The organism is Mycobacterium sp. RTGN5, assembly GCF_033804465.1.
Classification (GTDB): Bacteria; Actinomycetota; Actinomycetes; order Mycobacteriales; family Mycobacteriaceae; genus Mycobacterium.
This window is the reverse complement of record NZ_JAPZLA010000001.1, coordinates 2,416,075-2,437,756: the sequence shown is the minus strand read 5'-3', so window position 1 is coordinate 2,437,756 and position 21,682 is coordinate 2,416,075. Positions and strand designations below refer to the sequence as shown.

Below are 21,682 nucleotides of genomic sequence, written 5' to 3'. Positions count from 1 at the left end.
AACTCATGGTTGACGAATTCAGATCGTCAACCTACGGTTGACGCATGGAAGAGCAAGCCCGCATCGCCTACCCCGTTCGCCTCGACGACCTCATCGACGCCATCAAGCACGTCCACACCGACGCCCTCGAGCAGCTGACCGACGCCGTGTTGACCGCCGAGGCCCTCGGCGAGCTCGCCGATCACCTCATCGGCCACTTCGTCGACCAGGCCCGCCGCTCGGGCGCCTCCTGGACCGACATCGGCAAGAGCATGGGCGTCACCAAACAGGCGGCCCAGAAGCGCTTCGTGCCCAAGCTGACCAACCTCAACGCGGTCGACCTCGACCCCGCCCAGGGCTTCTCCCGCTTCACCCCCCGGGCCCGCGGTGCGGTCGTCGCCGCCCAGAACGCCGCCCACAAGGCCGGCAACGGCGAGATCACCGTCGACCATCTTCTGCTGGGTCTGCTCACCGATCCCGCCGCCCTGGCCACTCCACTGCTGCGCGCCCAGCAGCTGACCCAGGACGCGGTACGCGCCGCCATCACGCTGGCGCCGCCGGCCGCCGAAATGCCCGCCCTGATCCCGTTCGACGCCCAGGCGCGCAAGGCGCTGGAGCTGACCTTCCGCGAAGCACTTCGCCTGGGCCACAACTACATCGGCACCGAGCACATGCTGCTGGCGCTGGTGGAAGCCGAGGATGACGACGGCACCCTGCACCGGCTCGGTTTCGACAAGGCCCGCGCCGAGTCCGACATCGCCGAGACCCTTGCCGCGATCACAGCCACCCAGGAATCCTGAGCCGTCCCTGCGATTTCGGCGCGCAAACCGCCGCTGGGCGAACGAAAGCGCGCCGAAATCGCAGGGGCGTCAAGATTGAGCGCCGGCCCGTCAAGGCATCGTCAAGACAGCCCACCCCGCGCGGGCGCCGGCGTATCGATTGAGTCATGACGCTTTCCGAGTTACTACCCTCCCTCGGCCACGCGGGCCTCGACCGGCGACTATGGCCCTCGACCACACACATAGACGACCTCGGTCAGGTCTGCATTGGTGGGGTGCCGCTGACCGAGGTCGCCGACGAATTCCGCACCCCCACCTACGTCCTGGACGAAGAGGACTTCCGCGGCCGGATCCGCCGCTACCAGACCGCGCTGCCCGGCGTCTCGATCGCCTACGCAGGCAAGTCACTGCTCACCACGGCCATCGCCCGCTGGGTCGCGCAAGAAGGCCTCGGGCTCGACGTGTGCTCGGGCGGCGAGCTGGCCACCGCCCTAGCCGCCGGCCTTGACCCGGCCCGAATCATCCTGCACGGCAACGCGAAAACGCCCGACGAACTCCGCGACGCGGTGGCCGCCGGTGTCGGCAGGGTGGTCGTCGACTCCCCGCTGGAGATCGCGTTCCTGGCCGGCCAGGTGCGCCGGCGCCAAACGGTGCTGCTGCGCGTCATTCCCGGCATCGACATCGGCGGGCACCCCGCGGTCACCACCGGGGTCGACGACCAGAAGTTCGGTTTCACCATCGGCGGCGACCAGGCCCTGGATGCCGTCGGCCGCATCCTGCGCCAGCCGTGCCTGTCACTGGCCGGCCTGCATTGCCACATCGGCTCCCAGGTCGCTGACCCAGCCCTCTACGGCCAGGCCATCGAGCGGATGATCGCTCTGCTGGCCGATATCCGGACTCGGTTCGGGGTCGCCCTGCCTGAGCTCAATATCGGCGGCGGCCATGCGGTGCCCTACGTCGCCGGCGATCAGGAACTCGACCTCACCCGCTTCGCTGAGATCGTCGAGCACAGCCTTGAATCCGCCTGTGCGGCCACGAATTTCCCCCGGCCCGCGCTGACGATCGAACCCGGAAGGGCGATCAGCGCACGCGCCGGTATCACCGTCTACCGGGTGGTCGCGGTCAAGTCACAGCCCGGCGGGCGCACCTTCGTCGCCGTCGACGGTGGCATGAGCGACAACCCAAGGGTGGCCCTCTATGGCGCGAAATACACTGTCACGCTGGCCAACCGGCACACCGCGACGCCGAGCGCGACGGTGACCGTCGTCGGCAGGCACTGCGAGGCCGGCGACGTGATCGCCCGTGACGTGCAGCTGCCTGCCGACATCCACCCCGGCGACCTGCTGGCGGTGGCCTGTACCGGCGCCTACCACCACAGCATGGCGTCGAGCTACAACATGGTGGGCCGCCCGCCGCTGGTCGCGATCGCCAACGGCCGGTGCCACCAGCTCATCCGCCGCGAGACCATCGCTGACCTGTTGACCCGCGACTGCGATGTGAACACCTCGCCCAGCGGAATGTGTGAACCTGTTCGGCCCCAACACCTTTGATCCGAGTGTGTTGATCAACCCCAGAGTCGGGGTTTCTTCCAAGCCTTTTCGTCGCCGGCCACGTCGGCCCACTGCCCCGATTCGTACCGGTGCGGCTTTCTTTCGCCACGTCTCACAACGTCGAGCGAACCGTCGTGGTGCTTGACATACGAGTCGCCGAATCGCGAGTACTCGTCGCATTCGCCATCAGGCAGCGTGACTGAAACGGTCATGCTGGACCGCTCAGCGGATCTTTTCGGGGATCGAATTGAGCTCGTGCAGGATGTGCACGGCCAGTTCGCCCGCAGCCTTGTCGCCAAGCTTGGAATTAGTCTTGATGATGTCCGTAACCAGCTCAACACGATGGAGGTAGGGCGTACGGACGATTGTTGGCGAAGCCATGGTTTCCCTTTTTCGACGAGCATGTCCGCTCGTAATCGAGCTGCCCGGTACTGCTGACACTACGCCCATTCTCGCCCCGAGGATGACGATCACCCACGTGGATGAATCGCCTTGTTTTTCAATGGCTCTCAACGTGGGCGTAAGATCAGGGCATCGGGCCACCAAGGCCCCACGATGAACCAGGCCCGAACACGCCTGGAGCAAGGCCCAAAAACTATTAGTGCACAACCGCTTTCGCTAGGAATTCTCGCTCACTCCCGCAAGGAGAATGAGCGACGATTGCCGATCCATCCCGCACATTTGAGCAGGATCGACCCTGCGCTCCGATCGCGGATATTCCTTGAGCACGGCTACGGCTCGGACTTCGGCGCCACGGATGACGGGCTGCGCGAACTCGTCGGCGGCATCTGCACCCGCGCGCAGCTCTTCGCCGACTGTGACGTCATTCTGTTGCCCAAAGTCCAGGCCGAGGACCTCGCGGAAGTCAAGGAGCGACAAGTCGTTCTGGGATGGCCGCATTGTGTGCAAGATGTCGCGCTCACCCAGGTCGCCATTGACCGGAGGCTGACGCTGATCGCCTTCGAGGCGATGAATCACTGGCGGGCCGACGGCGGGTTCGGATTGCACGTCTTTCACAAGAACAACGAGCTGGCCGGCTATTGCTCGGTGTTGCACGCCATGCAACTGGTCGGAGTCACCGGCAGCTACGGGCGTCGGCTACGGGCCGCCGTCATCGGGTTCGGCGCGACCGCGCGCGGCGCCGTCACCGCGCTCAACGCCCACGGCGTCGACGATGTCCGGGTTCTGACCAACCGTGACGTCGCCGCCGTCGGTTCGCCGATCCCCTCCACCCAGATCATCCAGATGGGTCAACACCCGGATCGGCCCGACCAGGTCTGGGCCGACGCCGGGGACGGTCCGGTCCCAGTAGCCCGCTATCTCGCGGACAACGACATCGTCGTCAACTGCGTACTTCAGGATCCCACCGCACCGCTGATCTTCATCACCGAAGAAGAACTGGGCGAGTTCGCTGCGGGCAGCCTGATCGTCGACGTCTCGTGCGACGTGGACATGGGCTTCAGTTGGGCGCGCCCGACCTCATTCACCCATCCGATCGTCGAGGTCGCCGACGGCGTGCACTACTACGCCGTCGACCACAGCCCCTCCTACCTGTGGAACTCGGCGACGTGGGAGAACAGCGAGGCGCTGTTGCCACACCTCGAGGTTCTGCTGGCCGGGCCGCAGGCGTGGAAAACGAGCCCGACGATCTCTCGGGCCGTCGAGATCCGCGACGGGATCGTGCTCAATCCCAAGATCCTGTCGTTCCAGCATCGCGACGAGTCCTATCCGCATGCTGTTCGCGTCGGCCGGCACCGCACCCTCGGGTCAAAGTCCTCGGGCGGGTTGGCCGTGAAATAGCGGGGCTCACCGCAGGATGGGATGGTGGACTCATTCGACCGGCAGGTGGTTGGCGTCGCCGCCGTTGGCGACGTCGACGAGATCGCTGAACTGGCCGCCGCCACGTTCCCGCTCGCCTGTCCGCCCTCGGTGCCACCCGACGACGTCGCGGCCTTCATCGCCGCCCACCTGTCCCCCGAGCGGTTCGGCGACTTCCTGTCCGATCCGTCGCGCACCGTGCTGGCCGCCCGCGACGGAGGCCGAATCGTGGGCTACGCCATCCTCGTCGACGGCGTCGGCGACGACACCGACGTCGCTGCGGCGGTGACCATCCGGCCCGCGGTCGAGCTGTCCAAGCTCTACGTGCTGGCCGACAGTCACGGTTCGGGTGTCGCCGCGGCGCTCATGGCCGCCGCGGTCGACCGCGCCGTAGCTAGCGGAGCCCACTGCCTCTGGCTGGGGGTGAACCAAAACAACGAACGGGCACAACGGTTCTACATCAAGAACGGCTTCACGATCGCCGGCACCAAGACGTTCACACTCGGCGCGCACACCGAGCATGACTTCGTGATGGTCCGGCCGCTCTAGTCCCACACACTGCGCTGACTAGGCCCCTGGTTTAGAAAACTGCCCGTAATGTGAACTCCGTTGCCCGATCGCACAACGCTGGATACGGCGCCGGATCTGGCCGAAAGGACGCTTGGTGGACGTTGGTTCGGCTTCGGGCCCCGACGATCATGTCGGTCACGATCTGGCCCAGGTGGACTGGGCGGCGACGCCACTGGGGCCGTCGGCCGACTGGCCACAAAGCCTGCGCACCGCGGTCAGCATTCTGCTGTCCTCCCGCTTCCCCATGTGGATGGCGTGGGGACCCGAGCTGACGTTTTTCTGCAACAACGCCTACCGGCGCGACACGCTCGGCCGCAAGTACCCCTGGGCATTGGGCCGGCCGGCCACAGAGGTGTGGGCCGAGATCTGGGATGACATCGGCCCCCGCATCGACCGGGTGCTGGCCACCGCCGAGGCGACCTGGGACGAGGCGCTGCTGCTGTTCCTGGAGCGATCCGGCTACCCCGAAGAGACGTACCACACCTTCTCCTACAGTCCCCTGCGCGACGACGCCGGGGACGTCGTCGGCATGCTCTGCGTCGTCAGTGAAGACACCGACCGGGTGATCGGTGCGCGGCGGCTGGCCACGCTGCGCGACCTGGGCTCTGATTTGTCAGCGGTGCGTACCGAGCGGGAAATGCTGACCTTTGCGGCCCGCCAGCTCGAGCGCAACTCGCGCGACCTGCCGTTCACGCTGACCTACCTGTTCGACGACGACGGCACCGCGCGCCTGGCGGGATCGACCGGAATCACGGCCGGCCACCCGGCCGCGCCGGCAGTGCTGCCCGCAGGCAGCGCCGGGGTCTGGCCCGTCGACGAGGCCGGCCACGGCCGCTCGGTGGTGGTCGACCTCGACGGCAAACCATTCACCGACCTGCCGGCCGGCGAATGGCCGGATCCGCCCCGCCAGGCGGTCGTGACACCCCTGCTGGCGCAGGGCGGCACGCCATCCGGATTCCTGGTCGCCGCGCTCAATCGCTTCCGCCTATTCGACGACGAGTACCGCGGCTTCATCAACCTGGTCGCGGGCCACATCGCGACCGGAATTTCCAACGCCCGCAGTTACCGCGAACAGCAGCGCCAGGTCGAGGAGCTGGCCGAGCTGGACCGCGCCAAGACGGCGTTCTTCTCCAACATCAGCCACGAATTCCGCACTCCGATCACCCTCATCCTGGGCCCGGTGGCCGAGCTACGCACCCGCACCCCGGGGCTCGACGAGCACGCCCAGAAGGAACTGGACGTCATCGAGCGCAACGGGCTGCGCCTGGCCAAGCTGGTCAACACGTTGCTGGACTTCTCCCGGATCGAGGCCAACCGGGTGCAGGCCCGCTACGAGCCGGTGAATGTGGCCGACGTGACCGCGGAACTGGCGAGCGTGTTCCGCTCGGCCATCGACCGCGCGGGACTGCAGCTGATCGTGGACTGTCAGCCCCTGGACGAGCCGGTGTACCTGGACCACGACATGTGGGAGAAGGTGATCCTCAACCTGTTGTCCAACGCGCTGAAGTACACCTTCGACGGCACGATCACCGTGCGCGTGTTCCGCGATGGCGGCGAGGCCGTAGTGAGCGTCGCCGATACCGGGATCGGCGTCGCCGACGCCGAGATGCCCCGGCTGTTCGAGCGCTTTCACCGGATCGAGAATGCTCGTGCCCGCTCCACCGAGGGCAGCGGCATCGGGCTCGCGCTGGTGAAGGAACTCGTCGGCCTGCACGGCGGGACCATCGCCGCCGAGAGCGTGGCGGGTGAGGGCACGACCTTCACCGTTCGGTTGCCGATCGGGGCGGCCCATCTGCCCGCCGACGCACTCACCTCGCCGGGGGAAATTCGCGGGCCCTCCGGTATCGCCGAACCCTATGTGCAGGAAGCTCTTCGCTGGCTGCCCGATAACGATGCCGACGATATGTCGGAGGTGCCGGACCCACTGCCAGGGGCGACGGCGCCGCGGCACGTTTTGGTCGCCGACGACAACGCCGACATGCGCGAATACCTGGTCCGGCTGCTTCGCGGCGCCGGCTACCGGGTGGACGCGGTAGCCGACGGCCAGCAGGCACTGACCCGGATCCGGGCCGAGCTGCCGGACCTCGTGGTCAGCGATGTGATGATGCCGCGCCTCGACGGGCTGGCGCTGGTGGCCGCACTGCGGACCAACACGCGCACCGTCGGTGTTCCCGTGCTGTTGCTGTCGGCCCGGGCCGGCCAGGAGGCGTCCAGCGAAGGACTGCGTGCCGGCGCCGACGACTATCTGGTGAAACCCTTTGCCGCGGCAGATCTCCTGGCCCGGGTGCGGGCCAACATCGAGCTGGCGCGGCTGCGCACCCACCACACCCGTTGGCGCGCGGCCCTGGTGGAGTCGCTGCAGGAGGCGTTCTTCGTCTGCGACGAGGTCGGTGCCGTCATCGAGATCAACAACGCCTTCACCGAGATCCTCGGCTTCGGCCCCGAGGATCTGCCCTACGCCCCGGAGCATCCGTGGTGGCCGGATGCCCAGACCCAGCCCGAAGCTCATCAGCAGATCGTCGAGGCGTTCGCCGGCATTCCCGCTCACCCCCATGGCAGCTTCACCGTTCCGGTGAATCACCGCGACGGCCACCGGGTCTGGATCACCACAAACATCGCTCACGCCGAGGACCCCGACACCGGCCGAGGCGTGATGGTCGGAACCTTCCGCGACGTCACCACCGAGCATTACAGCGGGCAACGCCAGACCGCCCTTGCCACACTGAATCAGCAACTCGTGCAGGCAGATACCGTCGACGACGCCCTACGCGGAGCGGTCCAGCAAATACACGATCAGTGGTCGGCCCAGCGCGTGTTGGCCGCGGTCTTCACGGGAGGCGAGACCCCGGAATTCCTCGGCGACGTCGGCGAAGGACAGTGGGCCGCGCTGCCGGACGCGGTCCGAGAGCGGATCACCTCGCTGGGCGGCGGCGGGGACCTGCTGACCGCAGACACCGCGATCACCGGCTCGGCGGGCATCGCGCTGCAACACCCGCTCGGCATCCTGGTGATCTGGATCGACCTGCCCGCCGAACGGCCCTTCACCTCCGAAGACCAGACCTTGCTGACCGTGCTGGCCGGCCGACTAGGGCAGGGCCTGCAGCGCGTCCACCAGGTGGATCAGCAGCGGGAAACCGCTCTGGCACTTCAGCATTCAATCCTGGGGCCGGCCTCTCTGCCCGCCGGTTTTGCGGTCCGCTATCAGCCAGCATCCCATCCGCTGCAGGTCGGCGGTGACTGGTATGACGTGATCGCCCTCGATGACGGCCGGATCGCTCTGGTCGTCGGCGATTGCGTCGGCCACGACCTGAGCGCGGCGACCGTGATGGGACAGTTGCGCAGTGCATGCCGTGCGCTACTGCTCGAAAACTCAAGTCCCGCAGCGGCATTGGCGGGCCTGGACCGGTTCGCCGCACGCCTGCCAGGCGCCCAGTCCACCACCGCGTTCTGCGCGATCCTCGATCCCGACACCGGCGAGCTGACCTATTCCAGTGCCGGCCATCCGCCGGCGATCCTGGTCTACGCCAACGGCACCACCCAGCTACTCGAAGGTGGGCACTCCATCGCGCTGGGCATCCGGCCGGACCGGGAGCGTCCCCAGGCTCAGGTGACCATACCGGCGCAGGCCACCCTGCTCCTCTACACCGACGGGCTGGTCGAACGCCGGCGGCGTTCGCTCGACGACGGAATCGACCGGGCGGTCAACCTCATTCGCGACGACAGCGTGCTCGATCTCGACCCGCTGGCCGACCAGATCATGCAACGCCTGGCACCGCCGGGCGGATACCAGGACGACGTCGCCTTGCTGCTCTACCGGCATCCCGCTCCACTGGAAGTGACGATCCCAGCCGACCCACTGCATCTGGCTCCGGCGCGCGCCGCGCTGCGGGAGTGGCTGATCTCCGCCGGCATCGACCAGGACCAGGCGCAGGACGTACTGGTCGCCGCCGGTGAAGCCGTCACCAACTCCATCGAACACGGCTACCGCCACACCGAGGGCGGCACGATCACCCTGCAGGCCATCTCGGAAGTGGACCAGCTGCGGCTGACCATCGTCGACACCGGCTCGTGGAAACCCAAGCAGACGGGTTATAGCCACCGCGGCAAGGGCATTCAGATCATGCAGGCGCTGATGGAAGATGTCTCGATCCTGCAAGACACCACCGGCACGATCGTGCAAATGGCGACCAGGATCCGCCGATGAGCACACCACTGACAGTTCGCATCGACCGAGCGGCCGACGGCCAACTGGTGCTGTTCGCCAGCGGCGAGATCGATGCCAGCAACGTGGCCGACTTCGCCCAGGCCCTCAACGCCGGCACCGGCGGCGACACTGACACCCTGACCGTCGACCTCAGTGCGGTCGAGTATCTGGACAGCGCGGCGATCAATGCCCTTGCCCCCCATGCCGAATCACTTCAGATCATCGCCAACCCCGTGCTGATGCGCGTACTTGTGGTCAGCGGCCTGACCGAGCTGGCGAAGATCCGGCCCGCCACATCGGATACCTGAGACCTACAGTCCCCCGGGACTGGTCAGCGCCAACAGCCGCGACGTCGCCCGCAGGTACTTCTTGCGGTAGCCGCCGGCCAGCATCTCTTCGGAGAAGATGGTGTCCAGTTTGGCGCCCGACGCCACCACCGGAATGCCGGCGTCGTAGAGCCGGTCGGTCAGCGCGACCAGCCGCAGCGCCACATTCTGGTCGTCGATTGCGTGGACGCCGGTGATGAAGACCGCCGACACCCCCTCAATCAGGGTGAGGTAGCGCGAGGGATGCATCGTCGCCAAGTGAGCACACAACGCGTCGAAGTCGTCGAGGGTGGCGCCGGCGACCTCGGCCGCCCGTGCCACGACGGCGTCCTCGGACAGCGGATCCGGCGCCGGCGGCAAGCCGCGGTGCCGGTAGTCCGGGCCCTCGATCCGCACCGTGGTGAAAATGCTTGCCAGCGTGTTGATTTCACGCAGGAAATCTTGGGCGGCGAAGCGCCCTTCGCCAAGCTGCTCAGGCAGCGTGTTGGACGTCGCCGCGATCGACACCCCGCGCTCCACGAGCTGGGACAGCAGCCGCGAGATCAGCGTGGTGTTGCCCGGATCGTCGAGCTCGAACTCGTCGATGCACACCACGACATACTCGGCCAGCAGGTCGATGCACTCGACGAAGCCGAAGACCCCGGCCAGCTGGGTCAGCTCGCCGAACGTCGCGAACGCCCTGGGATGTTCGGCCGACTCGGGCAGCTCTCGATACGCCGACGCCAGCAGGTGCGTCTTGCCGACCCCGAACCCACCGTCGAGGTAGATCCCCACCCCGGGCAGGGTTTCCCGCTTGCCGAACAGCTTCTTCTTGCCGGCCCGCCGTTGCTGCGCCTCCGCACAGAACGCGCGGCAGGCCGCCACGGCGGCGGTCTGGCTGGGCTCGGCGGGATCGGGCCGATAGGTGTCGAAGCGGACGTCGGCGAACGTGGGTGGCGGGATGAGCTGAGCCACCAGCCGCTCCGGGGAGACCGTCGGATGCCGATCGACGAGGCGGTCCATGACAGGCACTGTAGCGACGTGTTGGAATCGTGAGTATGTCCAGCCCAAGCGCGAATGACCCCGATGGGACGCAGTTCACCCTGCTGGGCGGCGATAGTCCCGGCGGTGCCCTCAGCGACGACCGCCTCGCCGAGCTCTACGCCTATCCCGCCGACCTGAGCCGCTGCGTGGTCCGCGGCAACGCGATCACCAGTCTCGACGGCGGCGCCGCGACCGACGGCACCTCCGGTGGACTCGGCGGTCTGGGCGACCGTCGGCTCTTCCGGGTGTTGCGCGAGCTCGCCGACGTCATCATCGTCGGCGCCGGCACCGCGCGCGCCGAGAACTACTCCGGGGCCCAGATGTCGGTCCCGGGACGACAGGACCGGCAGCGCCGCGGCCAGAGCGAGGTCCCGCCGATCGCGTTGGTCACCCGCTCCGGGCACATCGAGCGGGACTTACCGGTGTTCACCCGCACCGAGGTCGCGCCGCTGGTGCTCACCTGCGACGGTGCCGTCGCCGACACCCGTGCCCGGCTGGCCGGCGCGGCCGACGTGATCGCCTGCTCGGCCGCCGATCCCGCCGAAGTCGACCCGACGGCGATGCTGGCCGCGCTGGCCGACCATGGGCTGTTCCGGGTGCTGTGCGAAGGCGGACCGACCCTGACGGGCACGTTCGTCGAGCACAACCTGATCGACGAACTGTGCCTGACCACCGCACCCAAGCTCGTCGGCGGATCGGCACCGCGGATCGCAACCGGCTCCGGGCACGTGCTGACAGCGATGCGGCGCGAGCACCTGATCTCCGACGCCGACGGCTATCTGTACGCGCGCTACACGCGCGTCGGCTGAGCGGAACCGGCCGGCGGGGTCGCTACTGTGGTGGGCATGCGCGATCGTCGGGTCTGGGCCTCCCAGGCGATAGTCAGCCTCGGCACCGCGGCACTGACCGCTTTGCTGACCGGATGTGCCCCGTGGCTGGCCGCGAATCCGCAGTTCGCCAGCGACAAGGCACACAACCCGTCCGGCCCCGCCACCACTGCACCGGCCGGCGGCCCGCCCGCCATCGCGGTGCCCAAGAACGAGCTGGGTTGGAAAGACTGCACCTCGAAGGTATTCGGTGACGCCGGAACACCGCCCGCCCCGGGCGTGACCCTGGAGTGCGCCAACTACGACGCCGACCTCGACCCCATCGCCGGTGCAACCGGCACGGTGAGCATCGGCGTGGTGCGCGCCCGGTCGGTGCAGACCCCGCCCGACGCCGGCCCGTTGGTCTTCACCACCGGCACCGACATCCCGTCGTCGATGCAGCTGCCGGTGTGGCTGTCCCGCTCGGGCGCCGATGTGCTTAAGAGCCACCCGATCGTCTCGGTCGATCGCCGCGGACTCGGGATGTCCAGCCCCGTGGACTGCCGGGACGCATTCGACCGCCAGGAGATGCGCGATCTGGCCCAGTTCGAGTCGGGTGACGACCCGGTGGCCAACCTGGGCGCGATCACCATGACTGCGACGACGAGCTGCACCGACACCATCTCCCCCGGTGACTCGGCCTACGACAATGCCCGCGCCGCCGAGGATCTCGAGCGGCTGCGTAGCACCTGGGACGTGCCGTCGCTGGCGCTGATCGGGGTCGGCAACGGTGCGCAGATCGCGCTGGCCTACGCCGGTTCGCATCCCGACAAGGTGGCCCGCCTGGTGCTGGACTCCCCCGTCCCGCCCGGCGTCAACGCCGAATCAGCGGCCGAGGAGCAGGTGAAGGGCCAGCAGGGTGCGCTCGACGCGTTCGCCGCGCAATGCGTCGCGGTCAACTGCGCGCTCGGGCCTGACCCGAAGGGCGCCGTCGACTCGCTGCTGGCCGCCGCCCGCGCGGGCCGCGGCCCCGGTGGCGTGTCGGCGGCGGTGCTGGCCAACGCGATCGTCACAGGCATGGGCTTCCCCAGCGGCGACCGGATCGGCAGCACCGTCAGCCTGGCCAACACCCTGGCCGCCGCGCGCAGCGGTGACGCCAACCAGCTGAACAGCCTGATCAACCGGGCCGAGGCGATGCGCGACAGCGACGGGCAGTTCATCAACTCCTGCAGCGATGCGCTGAACCGGCCGACCCCCGACCGGGTACGTGAACTCGTCGTCCAGTGGGGCAAGCTCTACCCCCAATTCGGCACGATCGGCGCGCTCGGCCTGGTCAAATGCCTGAACTGGCCCAGCGGTTCGGCCCCCAAGGAACCCAAAGATCTCAAGGTCAACGTGCTGCTGCTCGGCGTGCTGAACGACCCGATCGCAGGCAACCAGGGGGTGCCCGCGTCGGCGGCCACCATCATCAATGCCGGCGCGGCCAGCAAGCGGGTGATGTGGCAGGGCATCGGCCACGGCGCCAGCATCTACTCCGCGTGCGCCCTGCCGCCGATGATGGGGTATCTCGACAGCGGCAACATGCCGGCCACCGACACCTACTGCCCCGCCTGAGCGTCTGACGCATCGCGTCGGTGTAAGTTGCGGACGTGGCGCTAGCTGACTCATCGCGATCCGGCCTGCTGGCCGCATTTCGCCCCCGGACCAGCCCACCCACCGCCGCGGCGGTCCTGCGTTCAGTCCTGTGGCCGATCGCGATCATGTCGATCATTCACCGCAGCTACGTGCTGGCCGCCAACGGCTACATCACCGACGACTTCGGGCCGGTCTACCGTGCGGTGTCGAACTTCCGGCGCGGTCTGGACATCTACAACGAGCACTTCGACCACGTCGACCCGCACTACCTGTATCCACCGGGCGGCACCCTGCTGATGGCGCCGTTCGGCTATATGCCGGTGTTCGCCTCGCACAACTGGTTCGTGTTCTTCAACACCGTGGCCATGATCCTGGCCGCCTGCCTGCTGGTGAAGCTGTTCAAGTTCTCGCTGACCTCGGTGGCGCTGCCCGCCCTGCTGTTGGCGATGTACAGCACCGAGTCGGTGACCAACACCCTGGTGTTCACCAACATCAACGGCTGCATCCTGCTGTGCGAGGTGCTGTTCTTCCGCTGGCTGCTCGACGGCAAGGTCAGCCACCAGTGGTGGGCCGGTGTGGTGATCGGGCTGTCGCTGGTCGTCAAACCGGTGCTCGGGGTGCTGTTGCTGCTGCCGCTGCTCAAGGGCCAATGGCGGGCCGTGGTCGCCGCCATCGTTGTGCCCGTGGTGTTCAACCTGGCCGCGTGGCCGCTGGTGGCCGACCCGATGAACTTCGTCGAACGCACCCTGCCGTACATCTTCTCCACCCGCGACTACTTCAACAGCTCGGTGCTGGGCAACGGCGTGTACTACGGGCTGCCGATGTGGCTGATCCTGGCACTGCGGGTGGCGTTCCTGGCCCTGGCCGTGGCCAGCCTGTGGCTGCTGCACCGGTACTACAAGGACCGCGACCCGCTGTTCTGGATGCTGACCTCATCCGGAGTCCTGCTGATCGCGTCGTGGCTGGTGCTGTCGCTGGCCCAGGGCTACTACTCGATGATGCTGTTCCCGTTCCTGATGACGGTGGTGCTGCCCAACTCGGTGGTGCGCAACTGGCCGGCCTGGCTGGCCACCTACGGGTTCCTGACGATGGACCGCTGGCTGCTGTGGCGGTGGCCCACGACCGGCCGGTTCCTGGAGTACATGAAGATCACCTACGGCTGGTCGCTGATGCTGGTCGTGGTGTTCTGCGTGCTGTACTACCGCTACGCCGACGCCAAGGCCGAGGGCCGGCTGGCCGACGGGATCGATCCGTCGTGGCTGCGCAAACCGCGGTCCGACGCCACGGTAACGTGAACGCATGAGTTCGATTCCAGCCCCCAAGCTCGAACTGACCAACGACGAGTGGCGCACGCGGCTCAACCCGGCCGAGTATGCGGTACTGCGCGAAGCCGGCACCGAGCGTCCCTTCACTGGCGAGTACACCGACACCAAGACCGAGGGCATCTACGCCTGCCGCGCCTGCGGTACCGAATTGTTCCGCAGCACAGAGAAATTCGAATCGCATTGCGGCTGGCCGTCGTTCTTCGACCCGTCGCACTCCGATGCGGTGATCCTGCGGCCGGACGACGCCGGCGGCATGCACCGGGTGGAGGTGCTGTGCGCGAACTGCCACAGCCACCTCGGCCACGTGTTCAGCGGTGAGGGCTACCCCACGCCGACCGATCAGCGGTACTGCATCAATTCGATTTCGCTGAAGCTGGTGCCGTCCGAGGAGTAGCCCGCGGCCGCGGGGTGAAGCGTGCGAGCACCCTGTCGATATCGACAGGCATGCCATAGAAGTAGCCCTGCGCGATATCGCATCCGTGCTGCCGGAGCCACGCCGCGGTGTGGGCGTTCTCGACACCCTCTGCCACCGTGGTGATTCCGAGCTCCTGCGCCAGGCCGACCACGGCACGCACGACGGCGGCCGCCGTCGGGTCGACGAGCACCGGAGCGACGAACTGCGGATCCAGTTTCAATTCGTCACTGGGCAGTTTCGTCAAATAGGACAGCGTCGAATAGCCGGTGCCGAAATCGTCGATGGCCACCCTGATCTGTTGCTGCCGCAACCGACTCAGAACCTCCCGGGTCTGTTCGAGATCGCCCAGAACCAGATGCTCGGTGATCTCGACCGTCAGGCACGACGGCGGCAGGCCACTATCGTCGAGGGCGGCGGCAATCCTGCCGGGCAGGGTCGCGTCAGCCAGTGACGGCGCGAACAAATTGACGGAAACCGATGCATCGATTCCAGCGGCTCGCCACCGCGCCGCATCCTCGCAAGCCCTGCCGAGCACCAGGTCGGTCACTGCGTCCATCAGTCCGTGCCGGGAGACCATCGGCAGGAATTCATCGGGCGTGAGCACGCTGCCATCTCGCTGGGGCCAGCGCAGCAGGGCTTCGAAACCAACCAGACAGCCTGTCCGCAAACGGAATTGCGGTTGATACACCAAAGTCAGCTCGGCGTGCTCGACGGCCTGACGGAGCTCACCCAACAGAGTCAGGACCGCAGAGCTGTTGCGCACCGGAACATCCGTGGTGCGGAACAGCGTCCGGTCGACACGAACGGAATCCATCTCAGCGGTGAAGACGTGCACGCCACCGGAACCCGCCCACTTCGCCGAATACATCGCGGTGTCCGCCTGCTTGAGCAGCACTTCAGTGGAGACCGCGGAACCGTCGGCATCGGCGAAAGCCATTCCGGCACTGGGCCGCATCGAGAGGTCGTGCCCGTCGACCACAAACGGCGCGTCGAACGCACCGACCACCCGCCCTGCGACCCGCTCCGAATCGCCGATCGGGCCGGTCATGACGATCCCGAACTCGTCACCGCCGAGCCTCGCGACCGTATCGTCAGGTCGGACCGCCCGCCTGATCCGGTCGCTGACCAACATGAGCAGCCGGTCCCCCGCGGGATGACCGTAGCTGTCGTTGACGAGCTTGAAGTCGTTGAGGTCCAACACCATTACCGCGATCGGGACCCGGTCGCGGTCGCGCAGTCGCATCACTTCGGTCAGCCGGTCGTTGAATCGGGTGTAGTTCGCCACCCCGGTCAGCGGATCCCGCAGCGCCTGATCGGCCGCCTCCGCAAGCAGCCGTTGATTGTCGCTGATCGCCAGGAACTGGCGGGCGAAGACGGCCAAGGCCAGGCATGCTCCGAGCACCAGCACCGGCCGGGAGGTCAAATCCACCATCGGCTCCGTCGTCGCCGCCACCAAGACCAGGACCGCGGTCAGTCCTGGGAGCCACACCGACGCCCAGGCAGACTCCGTTCGCACCTCGGGGGCAGGCGCCGTCGGTTGACGTGCGGCGAGCGCGGCGATCGCGATCAGTAGCATCCCGGCGATCCAGCCAGTGTCGACAAGGGACCCGTGCAAGTACGCGCGGTGCACCGAGATGTAGGTGTAGACGCTGTCCGACAACACCACCCCGAGCAGGCCTGCAGTCAACAGCGCCAACGTCGCACGCTGATTTGATGGGCCGCGCACCACTAGGAGCAGCGCGAGGGTCACGACGGCGATCTCCATGGCCGCGTACACCGCAGGCAACAGCGCCGTCATCCCGCGGCCTGGGCCGGCGGCCTTGTACACCTCGTCCATCACGACAAGCCAGAACACCAGGAAGAACGATCCCGCGACGATGGCCGCGTCGAGCAGGAATCGGCCCAAGTATCGCCTGGTCAACCCGGTCGGAAAGAGCAGCAGCGCGGCACCGAACCCGATCGGGAACAGGACAAAGGGCCACGTTGCGCCAGGGGACAACGTGTGTCCGCTCAGGAACGCCTCGAAGCGAACGACGGACGCCGCGCCGACCGCCCAGCCGACGAGCCCGAAACACATGCACAGCCAGGCGAGCCGTTGCCGACCCGATGACGACCGGGCCGCCCACGCGGCACTGCCCGCAGCGATGCACGGCGCGGCCACGTAGAGGGCAGAGTCGATCCGCGAGAGCACAACCGCAGGCACCCAATCGGCGATGAGCCACATGGCAATTGCGGCTCCAGCGGCGGCAATCAACGCGACCGCACGTCCGGTTCGCATCCCACCCCCTCACCGCAAGGCAGACGGCCACGAACGGTGGGGCCGACGGCGATGACGACAGCGCAAGGTTAGCAACGCCGCCGCAACACATTGGCGGAACGGCAATCTCGGCGTAGCCCCTAGGTGGTCGCGCTGTCCGCCCTTCTCTGGACAAGGCGCAGCAAATCCGCGGGCGGCACCGGAGGGCCATAGTAGAAGCCCTGCCCGATGTCGCAGCCCAGTTCACGTACCAGCGCAGCGGTCTCGGCGTCCTCGACACCCTCCACCACGACCATCAGGTCCAGCACGTGTGCGAGGTCGACCACGGCCCGCACGACGGCCGCCGCCCGCGCATCGACCAAGATCGGCGCGATGAAACTGCGATCCAGTTTCACCTCGTCGATCGGCAGATCGCGCAGATAGGACAACGCCGAGTAGCCACTGCCGAAATCGTCGATCGCGATCCGAATACCGTTGTGCCGCAATTGCTCCAATACCGAGCGCGTTCGCTCGGTGCTATCCAGGAACAGGTCTTCGGTGATCTCGACCATCAACGCCGCCGGGCTCAGCCCGCGATCGGCCACCATCTGCGCGATCGCTGCCGGCAGCCCGACGTTGGCCATCGACGGGGCGAACAGGTTCACCGCCACCGGCACGTCGATCCCGGCCCGATGCCAGGCCAACGCGTCGTCGAGGGCTCTGGTGATCACGAACTGAGTGACCAGGCCCATCAGACCGTGGCGGCGAACCAGCGGCAGGAAGGTTTCCGGGGTCACGCCCGTCCCGTCCGGCTGAGGCCACCGCAGCAACGACTCCACACCGACGATGTCGCCGGTGTGTAAATCAAGCTTCGGCTGGTAGACGAGAGTGAGCTCGGATCGGTCGATGGCTTGTCGAAGCCTGCCCAGGAGCTGGATCGCCGAAGCGCCTCCCGCATCAGGCTGGGGTGCGGGGGCTCCGAACAACTGTTTGTCGGCCACCTCGTTCGCCAACGGCATTTCCGGGTTGTAGACCTGCACCGCGCGGACCCGCGACCGTTTCGCCATCAACATCGCCGCGTACGCACGCCTGAGTAGCTCGTCAGCCGAGAGGTCCGCTTCGCCCGACTCAGCTACCGCCAGCCCGACGCTTGGGCGTATCAGAAGCTCGTGGCCGCTGAGCACGAATGGCTCTTCGAAGGCCTCAACGACGCTGTGGCCCAAGCGTTCAGCAGAGGCGGCGTCACCGTTGACCAGCACCGCGAACTCGTCGCCGCCGAGCCGGGCCACCGTGTCGACAACGCGAGCACTGGCGAGCAGGCGACGGGCCACTCCGACCAGCAGATCGTCCCCCACCAGATGGCCCAGATCGTCATTCACGAGCTTGAAGTCGTTGAGGTCCACGGCCACAACGGCAAGCGGATGGCCCTCGAGTTGATGACGTTGCATTGCGCGGTCGAGACGTTGTTTGAACAGTGCGCGATTGGCCAGACCGGTCAGAGAATCGCGCAGCGCCTGGTCCGCGAGTGTGGCCACCAGCCGCCGGTTCTCGCGCACCGCGAGGAATTGGCGGGCTGGAACGGCGATCATCAGGAGGCCAGCCGCGACCATGACCGGCCGCGAGTGCAGTTGCGGCACGGGTTGGGCGGCCGCGACTATCGCCGCCAGCAGTAACGGCGTGTACGGCAACCACACCGAGGCCCATCCGGGCAGCGTGGGCGAACTGCGCTGCTCGAGCATGCCGTCGCGGCCCGCGACCGCGGCCACGCTGATGAGTAGCAGACCAGCCGCCCATGCGATGCCGATGACACTGCCGGGCCCGTAGTCACCTTTGGCAGTCAGATACGCAAAAGCGCTGTCCGCCAAGGCGAAACATGTCAAACCGGCGGTCAACAGAATCAACGACAACCGGCGATTTCCGGTCGCCCTGACCAACACCACCCCGGCGACCGTCAGGATCACGATGTCCGAGAGCGGATAAGCCAGTGCAATGGCGAATCCCCACCGATTGGAGGTATCCGACAGATACAACGGGTGCAGGATCGTCACCCAGCTCACCAGGAACAGCGATGCCGCCACGATGAATCCGTCGAGGAACACCCGCCAGCGAGACTGGGTGCTGTGGTCGACGGGAAACAAGAGCAGCGCCGTACACGCGCCCAGCGGCATGACCAGGTATGCGGCAGCGGCGACCGAAGGGAACGGAGCCTGCCGCAGGTGTATCTCGTAGTACATCCAGATCGTCTCGCCAACCGCCCAGCCGAGCAGTCCGATGGTCATCGACACCCAGGCCAGCCGCAGCCGGCCGCTGAGCGCCCGGGCCGTCAGGGCGGAGAACGCAATGGCAGGGATCGTCAGCGCGACGAATCCGAAATCGTAGATGACGGTCAACGCCGGGCCGTGCGACCAGCCACCCAGAATCAGCACCACATAGGCGACGAACACGGTGGCGGCGCCGATCGCGACGCGAGAAGTCTTCAGCATCTCGGCCCCTTCTCGTCGGCCCCGCAGGTACACCTAGCGCATTAACTCGATCTGGGGAACGTCGGAGTCAGCCCATCGACAGGAGCCCTCGCTGACCGAACAGCCCAATGTCTGGCAGGTGCCGTCACTTTGACACTTCTTCAAGACCTCGACCAGCTTGTCGGACGCCAGCGGCGGACTGAAGTAGTAGCCCTGTCCGACGTGACAGCCGTGCTGGCGCAGCCAATCCGCCGTTCCTGCGGTCTCGATGCCTTCGGCGACGGTGGTCAGACCCAGCTCGTCGGCCAGATTGACCACGGCGCGCACCACGGCGGCCGCCCGCTGATCGGCCGGAATCGGTGCGATGAAGTTGCGGTCCAGTTTGACCTCGTCGACGGTCAGGTCGCGCATGTAGGACAGCGCCGAGTATCCGCTGCCGAAATCGTCGATCGCGATCCGAATACCGTTGCCCTGCAACTGACTCAGCACGGTCTTAGTGCGATCCATGTTGTCCAGGAACAGGTCTTCGGTGATCTCGACGGTCAGCTGGGACGGACTGATGTTCCGGCTGGCGAGTGACTTGGCGAACTTGCCGGGCAACCGCAGGTCGGCCATCGACGGCGCGAACATGTTCACCGCGATCGGCACCGTGAGTCCCTCTGCGCGCCAGCGCAATACATCGTCGAGTGCCTGATTGACCACGAGGTCGGTGATCGAGCCCATCAGCCCGTAGCGGCGGACCAACGGAAGGAACTCGTCGGGCGCCAGCAGGCCCCGCGTCGGGTGCGGCCAGCGCACCAGCGCCTCCACACCCACGATCGCCGCCGTGCGCAGGTCGAACTTCGGCTGATACACCAGCGTGAGCTCGAACTGGTCGATGGCCTGGCGCAGCTCGCCCAACAACCGAATCGTGCTCGCGCCTCCGCGGGCAACCGGCAACGGGCCGGTGGAGAACAGATCACTGTCGGGCGATTCGACCAGCAGCATCTCCGAGTTGAACGGGTGCACCCCCCCGGTGCGGGACCGCTTGGCCGAATACATCGCGATATCAGCGCGCTTGAGTAGATCTTCGGCCGTCAGATCGGGTTCGTCAGGTTCGGCGACAGCAAGCCCGACGCTGGGCCGGATCAGCAAGTCCTGACCGTCGACGATGAACGGCTCATCGAAGGCCTCCACCACCCGGTGGGCGACCAACTGCGAATTGTCCACCCGGCCCTCGATGAGGACGGCGAACTCGTCGCCGCCCAGCCGCGCCACCGTGTCACCGGCCCGCAGACACGCGGCGATCCGATCGGCGACCAGGCTGAGCAGTTCGTCACCGACCGGGTGACCGAGGGTGTCGTTGACCACCTTGAAGTCGTCGAGGTCCATGACCAGAACACCGACCGAGATGCCGTCCCGCTGACGCATTTCCATGGCGTGGTTGAGCCGGTCGCGAAAGACGATCCGGTTGCCGACGCCGGTCAACGGATCACGCAGCGCCTGCTCGGCCACCGTCGCCAGCAGGATGCGGTTCTCGAACATCACCAACAGCTGGCGGCCACTGAAGGCTAACAGCAGCACAATCCCGATCATCGGTATCGGCCCGGACTTGATCTCATCGGGCGACTGCGTGAACACCGCCAAGCTGGCCAACATGACCGGGACGAACGGCAGCCACACGGACGTCAGCGAAACGGGTTGAGCCGCAACCGCGTCCCGATGTGCGAAGCCCCGGCCGGTGATGGCCGCGGCAATGAACAGCGCCAAGCCGACGAGCCAGCCGACATCGAGAAACTGTGTGCCCGTTGGCTTGTGTGTCGCGGTCAGGTAGACGAAGGCGCCGTCGGAGATCGCGATACCCAACATGCCCAGTGTGAGCAGGATCAGCGTCAGGCGCTGACCGCGTTGGGCACGCGCCACCACCAGCACTCCGATGGTGAGAACGGCGGCGTCCAACACCGGATAGCTGACCGAGACCGCCATGTGCAGCTGATCCTTGGGCGCCGAATTCCACAGCTCGTCGAGCACCATGGCCCAGCCGACGATGGTGAACGACCCGGCCACGATCAAGCCGTCGAGAATCAGCCGGGTCCGCGATGTCCGGCTGAGTCCGGAGGACAGCAACAACAGCGCGATCGCGGTGGCGATCGGGAGCACCAGGTACGCGGCATCGGCCAGCGACGGGTACGGGTGGTGGTAGCCGATGAGCTTGTAGGCGCGCCAGAGAATGGCGCCGAGGGTGAAACAGGCAAGCCCGACCGCCAGCGTGACCCACGCGGCGCGCACCCGTCCGCGGGCGGATCGGGCGGTCAAGATCGCAGCCACCGTCGCGACGACGCTCAGTTCGATCAGCAGGTTGTCGGTGTTGGTGACCAGTCGAACCACTGAGCCATTCGACCATCCGCCGAGCACCAGCAAAGCGTCGATGATCAGAACGGACGCACCCAGACCAATGACCACGGCCATCGTCTGCATCGTCCTAAGCCCTGTCACGCGGGCCTCCCGATCGTCCCGGCCGCGCAGAAATCACGGCCAGGCAATCGTAGCGAACTTTTACGGACTCGTCGGCGCG

At 66.8% G+C, this 21,682-nt stretch carries 15 protein-coding genes; 10 read left to right on the top strand and 5 right to left on the bottom strand.

From position 1 onward, the window contains the following. Positions 1 to 44: 44 nt before the first annotated feature. Together SLQ31_RS11865 and lysA are read left to right on the top strand one after the other, a co-directional pair. On the top strand, positions 45 to 779 hold the full coding sequence (locus SLQ31_RS11865) for a Clp protease N-terminal domain-containing protein (protein ID WP_319432478.1): 735 nt from the start codon (positions 45 to 47) through the stop codon (positions 777 to 779). A gap of 146 nt (positions 780 to 925) precedes the next feature. Continuing rightward, positions 926 to 2,308 carry a diaminopimelate decarboxylase gene (gene lysA / locus SLQ31_RS11860; RefSeq protein WP_319432476.1) on the top strand — a complete coding sequence of 461 codons (1,383 nt, stop codon included), beginning with the start codon at positions 926 to 928 and terminating at the stop codon, positions 2,306 to 2,308. Between the two features lie 222 nt (positions 2,309 to 2,530). Here the strand turns inward: lysA and SLQ31_RS11850 are convergent, their stop codons facing one another. Then, the gene (locus SLQ31_RS11850; protein ID WP_319432472.1) at positions 2,531 to 2,689 is read right to left on the bottom strand and encodes a DUF6307 family protein; all 159 of its coding nucleotides are present in this window, start codon (positions 2,687 to 2,689) and stop codon (positions 2,531 to 2,533) included. 174 nt (positions 2,690 to 2,863) lie between these two features. Between SLQ31_RS11850 and SLQ31_RS11845 the strand changes: the two genes are divergently transcribed. The 4 genes from SLQ31_RS11845 to SLQ31_RS11830 all read left to right on the top strand — a co-directional run bounded on the left by SLQ31_RS11845 (position 2,864) and on the right by SLQ31_RS11830 (position 9,208). Then, complete coding sequence (locus SLQ31_RS11845; protein ID WP_319432470.1) at positions 2,864 to 4,108, top strand: N(5)-(carboxyethyl)ornithine synthase; 1,245 nt, start codon at positions 2,864 to 2,866, stop codon at positions 4,106 to 4,108. A 24-nt stretch (positions 4,109 to 4,132) separates the two neighbouring features. Further along, positions 4,133 to 4,675 (top strand): GNAT family N-acetyltransferase, encoded by a 543-nt coding sequence (locus tag SLQ31_RS11840; RefSeq protein WP_319432468.1) that lies wholly within the window; start codon positions 4,133 to 4,135, stop codon positions 4,673 to 4,675. 115 nt (positions 4,676 to 4,790) lie between these two features. Continuing rightward, entirely contained in the window at positions 4,791 to 8,900 is a 4,110-nt protein-coding gene (locus SLQ31_RS11835) for a SpoIIE family protein phosphatase (protein WP_319432467.1), read from the top strand. After that, complete coding sequence (locus SLQ31_RS11830; protein WP_319432465.1) at positions 8,897 to 9,208, top strand: STAS domain-containing protein; 312 nt, start codon at positions 8,897 to 8,899, stop codon at positions 9,206 to 9,208. The genes SLQ31_RS11835 and SLQ31_RS11830 overlap by 4 nt, the downstream gene beginning before the upstream one ends. A gap of 3 nt (positions 9,209 to 9,211) precedes the next feature. On the opposite strand, the gene zapE is transcribed toward SLQ31_RS11830, so the two are convergent. Continuing rightward, positions 9,212 to 10,228 carry a cell division protein ZapE gene (gene zapE, locus SLQ31_RS11825; RefSeq protein WP_319432463.1) on the bottom strand — a complete coding sequence of 339 codons (1,017 nt, stop codon included), beginning with the start codon at positions 10,226 to 10,228 and terminating at the stop codon, positions 9,212 to 9,214. A gap of 35 nt (positions 10,229 to 10,263) precedes the next feature. On the opposite strand from zapE, the gene SLQ31_RS11820 reads away from it, so the two are divergent. Genes SLQ31_RS11820 through msrB form a run of 4 tightly spaced genes read left to right on the top strand, consistent with a single transcriptional unit; the run spans position 10,264 to position 14,409 of the window. Continuing rightward, positions 10,264 to 11,058 (top strand): pyrimidine reductase family protein, encoded by a 795-nt coding sequence (locus SLQ31_RS11820; RefSeq protein WP_319432461.1) that lies wholly within the window; start codon positions 10,264 to 10,266, stop codon positions 11,056 to 11,058. Positions 11,059 to 11,094: 36 nt separating this feature from the next. Next, the gene (locus SLQ31_RS11815) at positions 11,095 to 12,669 is read left to right on the top strand and encodes an alpha/beta fold hydrolase (RefSeq protein WP_319432459.1); all 1,575 of its coding nucleotides are present in this window, start codon (positions 11,095 to 11,097) and stop codon (positions 12,667 to 12,669) included. A 35-nt stretch (positions 12,670 to 12,704) separates the two neighbouring features. After that, positions 12,705 to 13,985, top strand: coding sequence for an arabinofuranan 3-O-arabinosyltransferase (aftC, locus tag SLQ31_RS11810; RefSeq protein ID WP_319432457.1), 1,281 nt, complete (start codon positions 12,705 to 12,707; stop codon positions 13,983 to 13,985). 13 nt (positions 13,986 to 13,998) lie between these two features. After that, a complete protein-coding gene (gene msrB / locus SLQ31_RS11805; RefSeq protein ID WP_319433065.1) occupies positions 13,999 to 14,409 on the top strand; it encodes a peptide-methionine (R)-S-oxide reductase MsrB in 411 nt (136 codons plus the stop codon). Here the strand turns inward: msrB and SLQ31_RS11800 are convergent. The 3 genes from SLQ31_RS11800 to SLQ31_RS11790 form a co-directional block, all read right to left on the bottom strand. Further along, the gene (locus SLQ31_RS11800) at positions 14,369 to 16,708 is read right to left on the bottom strand and encodes a bifunctional diguanylate cyclase/phosphodiesterase (RefSeq protein WP_319432455.1); all 2,340 of its coding nucleotides are present in this window, start codon (positions 16,706 to 16,708) and stop codon (positions 14,369 to 14,371) included. The two genes, msrB and SLQ31_RS11800, sit on opposite strands and share 41 nt — an antisense overlap. 119 nt (positions 16,709 to 16,827) lie before the next feature. Further along, entirely contained in the window at positions 16,828 to 19,149 is a 2,322-nt protein-coding gene (locus tag SLQ31_RS11795) for a bifunctional diguanylate cyclase/phosphodiesterase (RefSeq protein ID WP_319432454.1), read from the bottom strand. A gap of 33 nt (positions 19,150 to 19,182) precedes the next feature. Next, positions 19,183 to 21,576 carry a bifunctional diguanylate cyclase/phosphodiesterase gene (locus tag SLQ31_RS11790; RefSeq protein ID WP_319432452.1) on the bottom strand — a complete coding sequence of 798 codons (2,394 nt, stop codon included), beginning with the start codon at positions 21,574 to 21,576 and terminating at the stop codon, positions 19,183 to 19,185. Between the last annotated feature and the right edge of the window lie 106 nt (positions 21,577 to 21,682).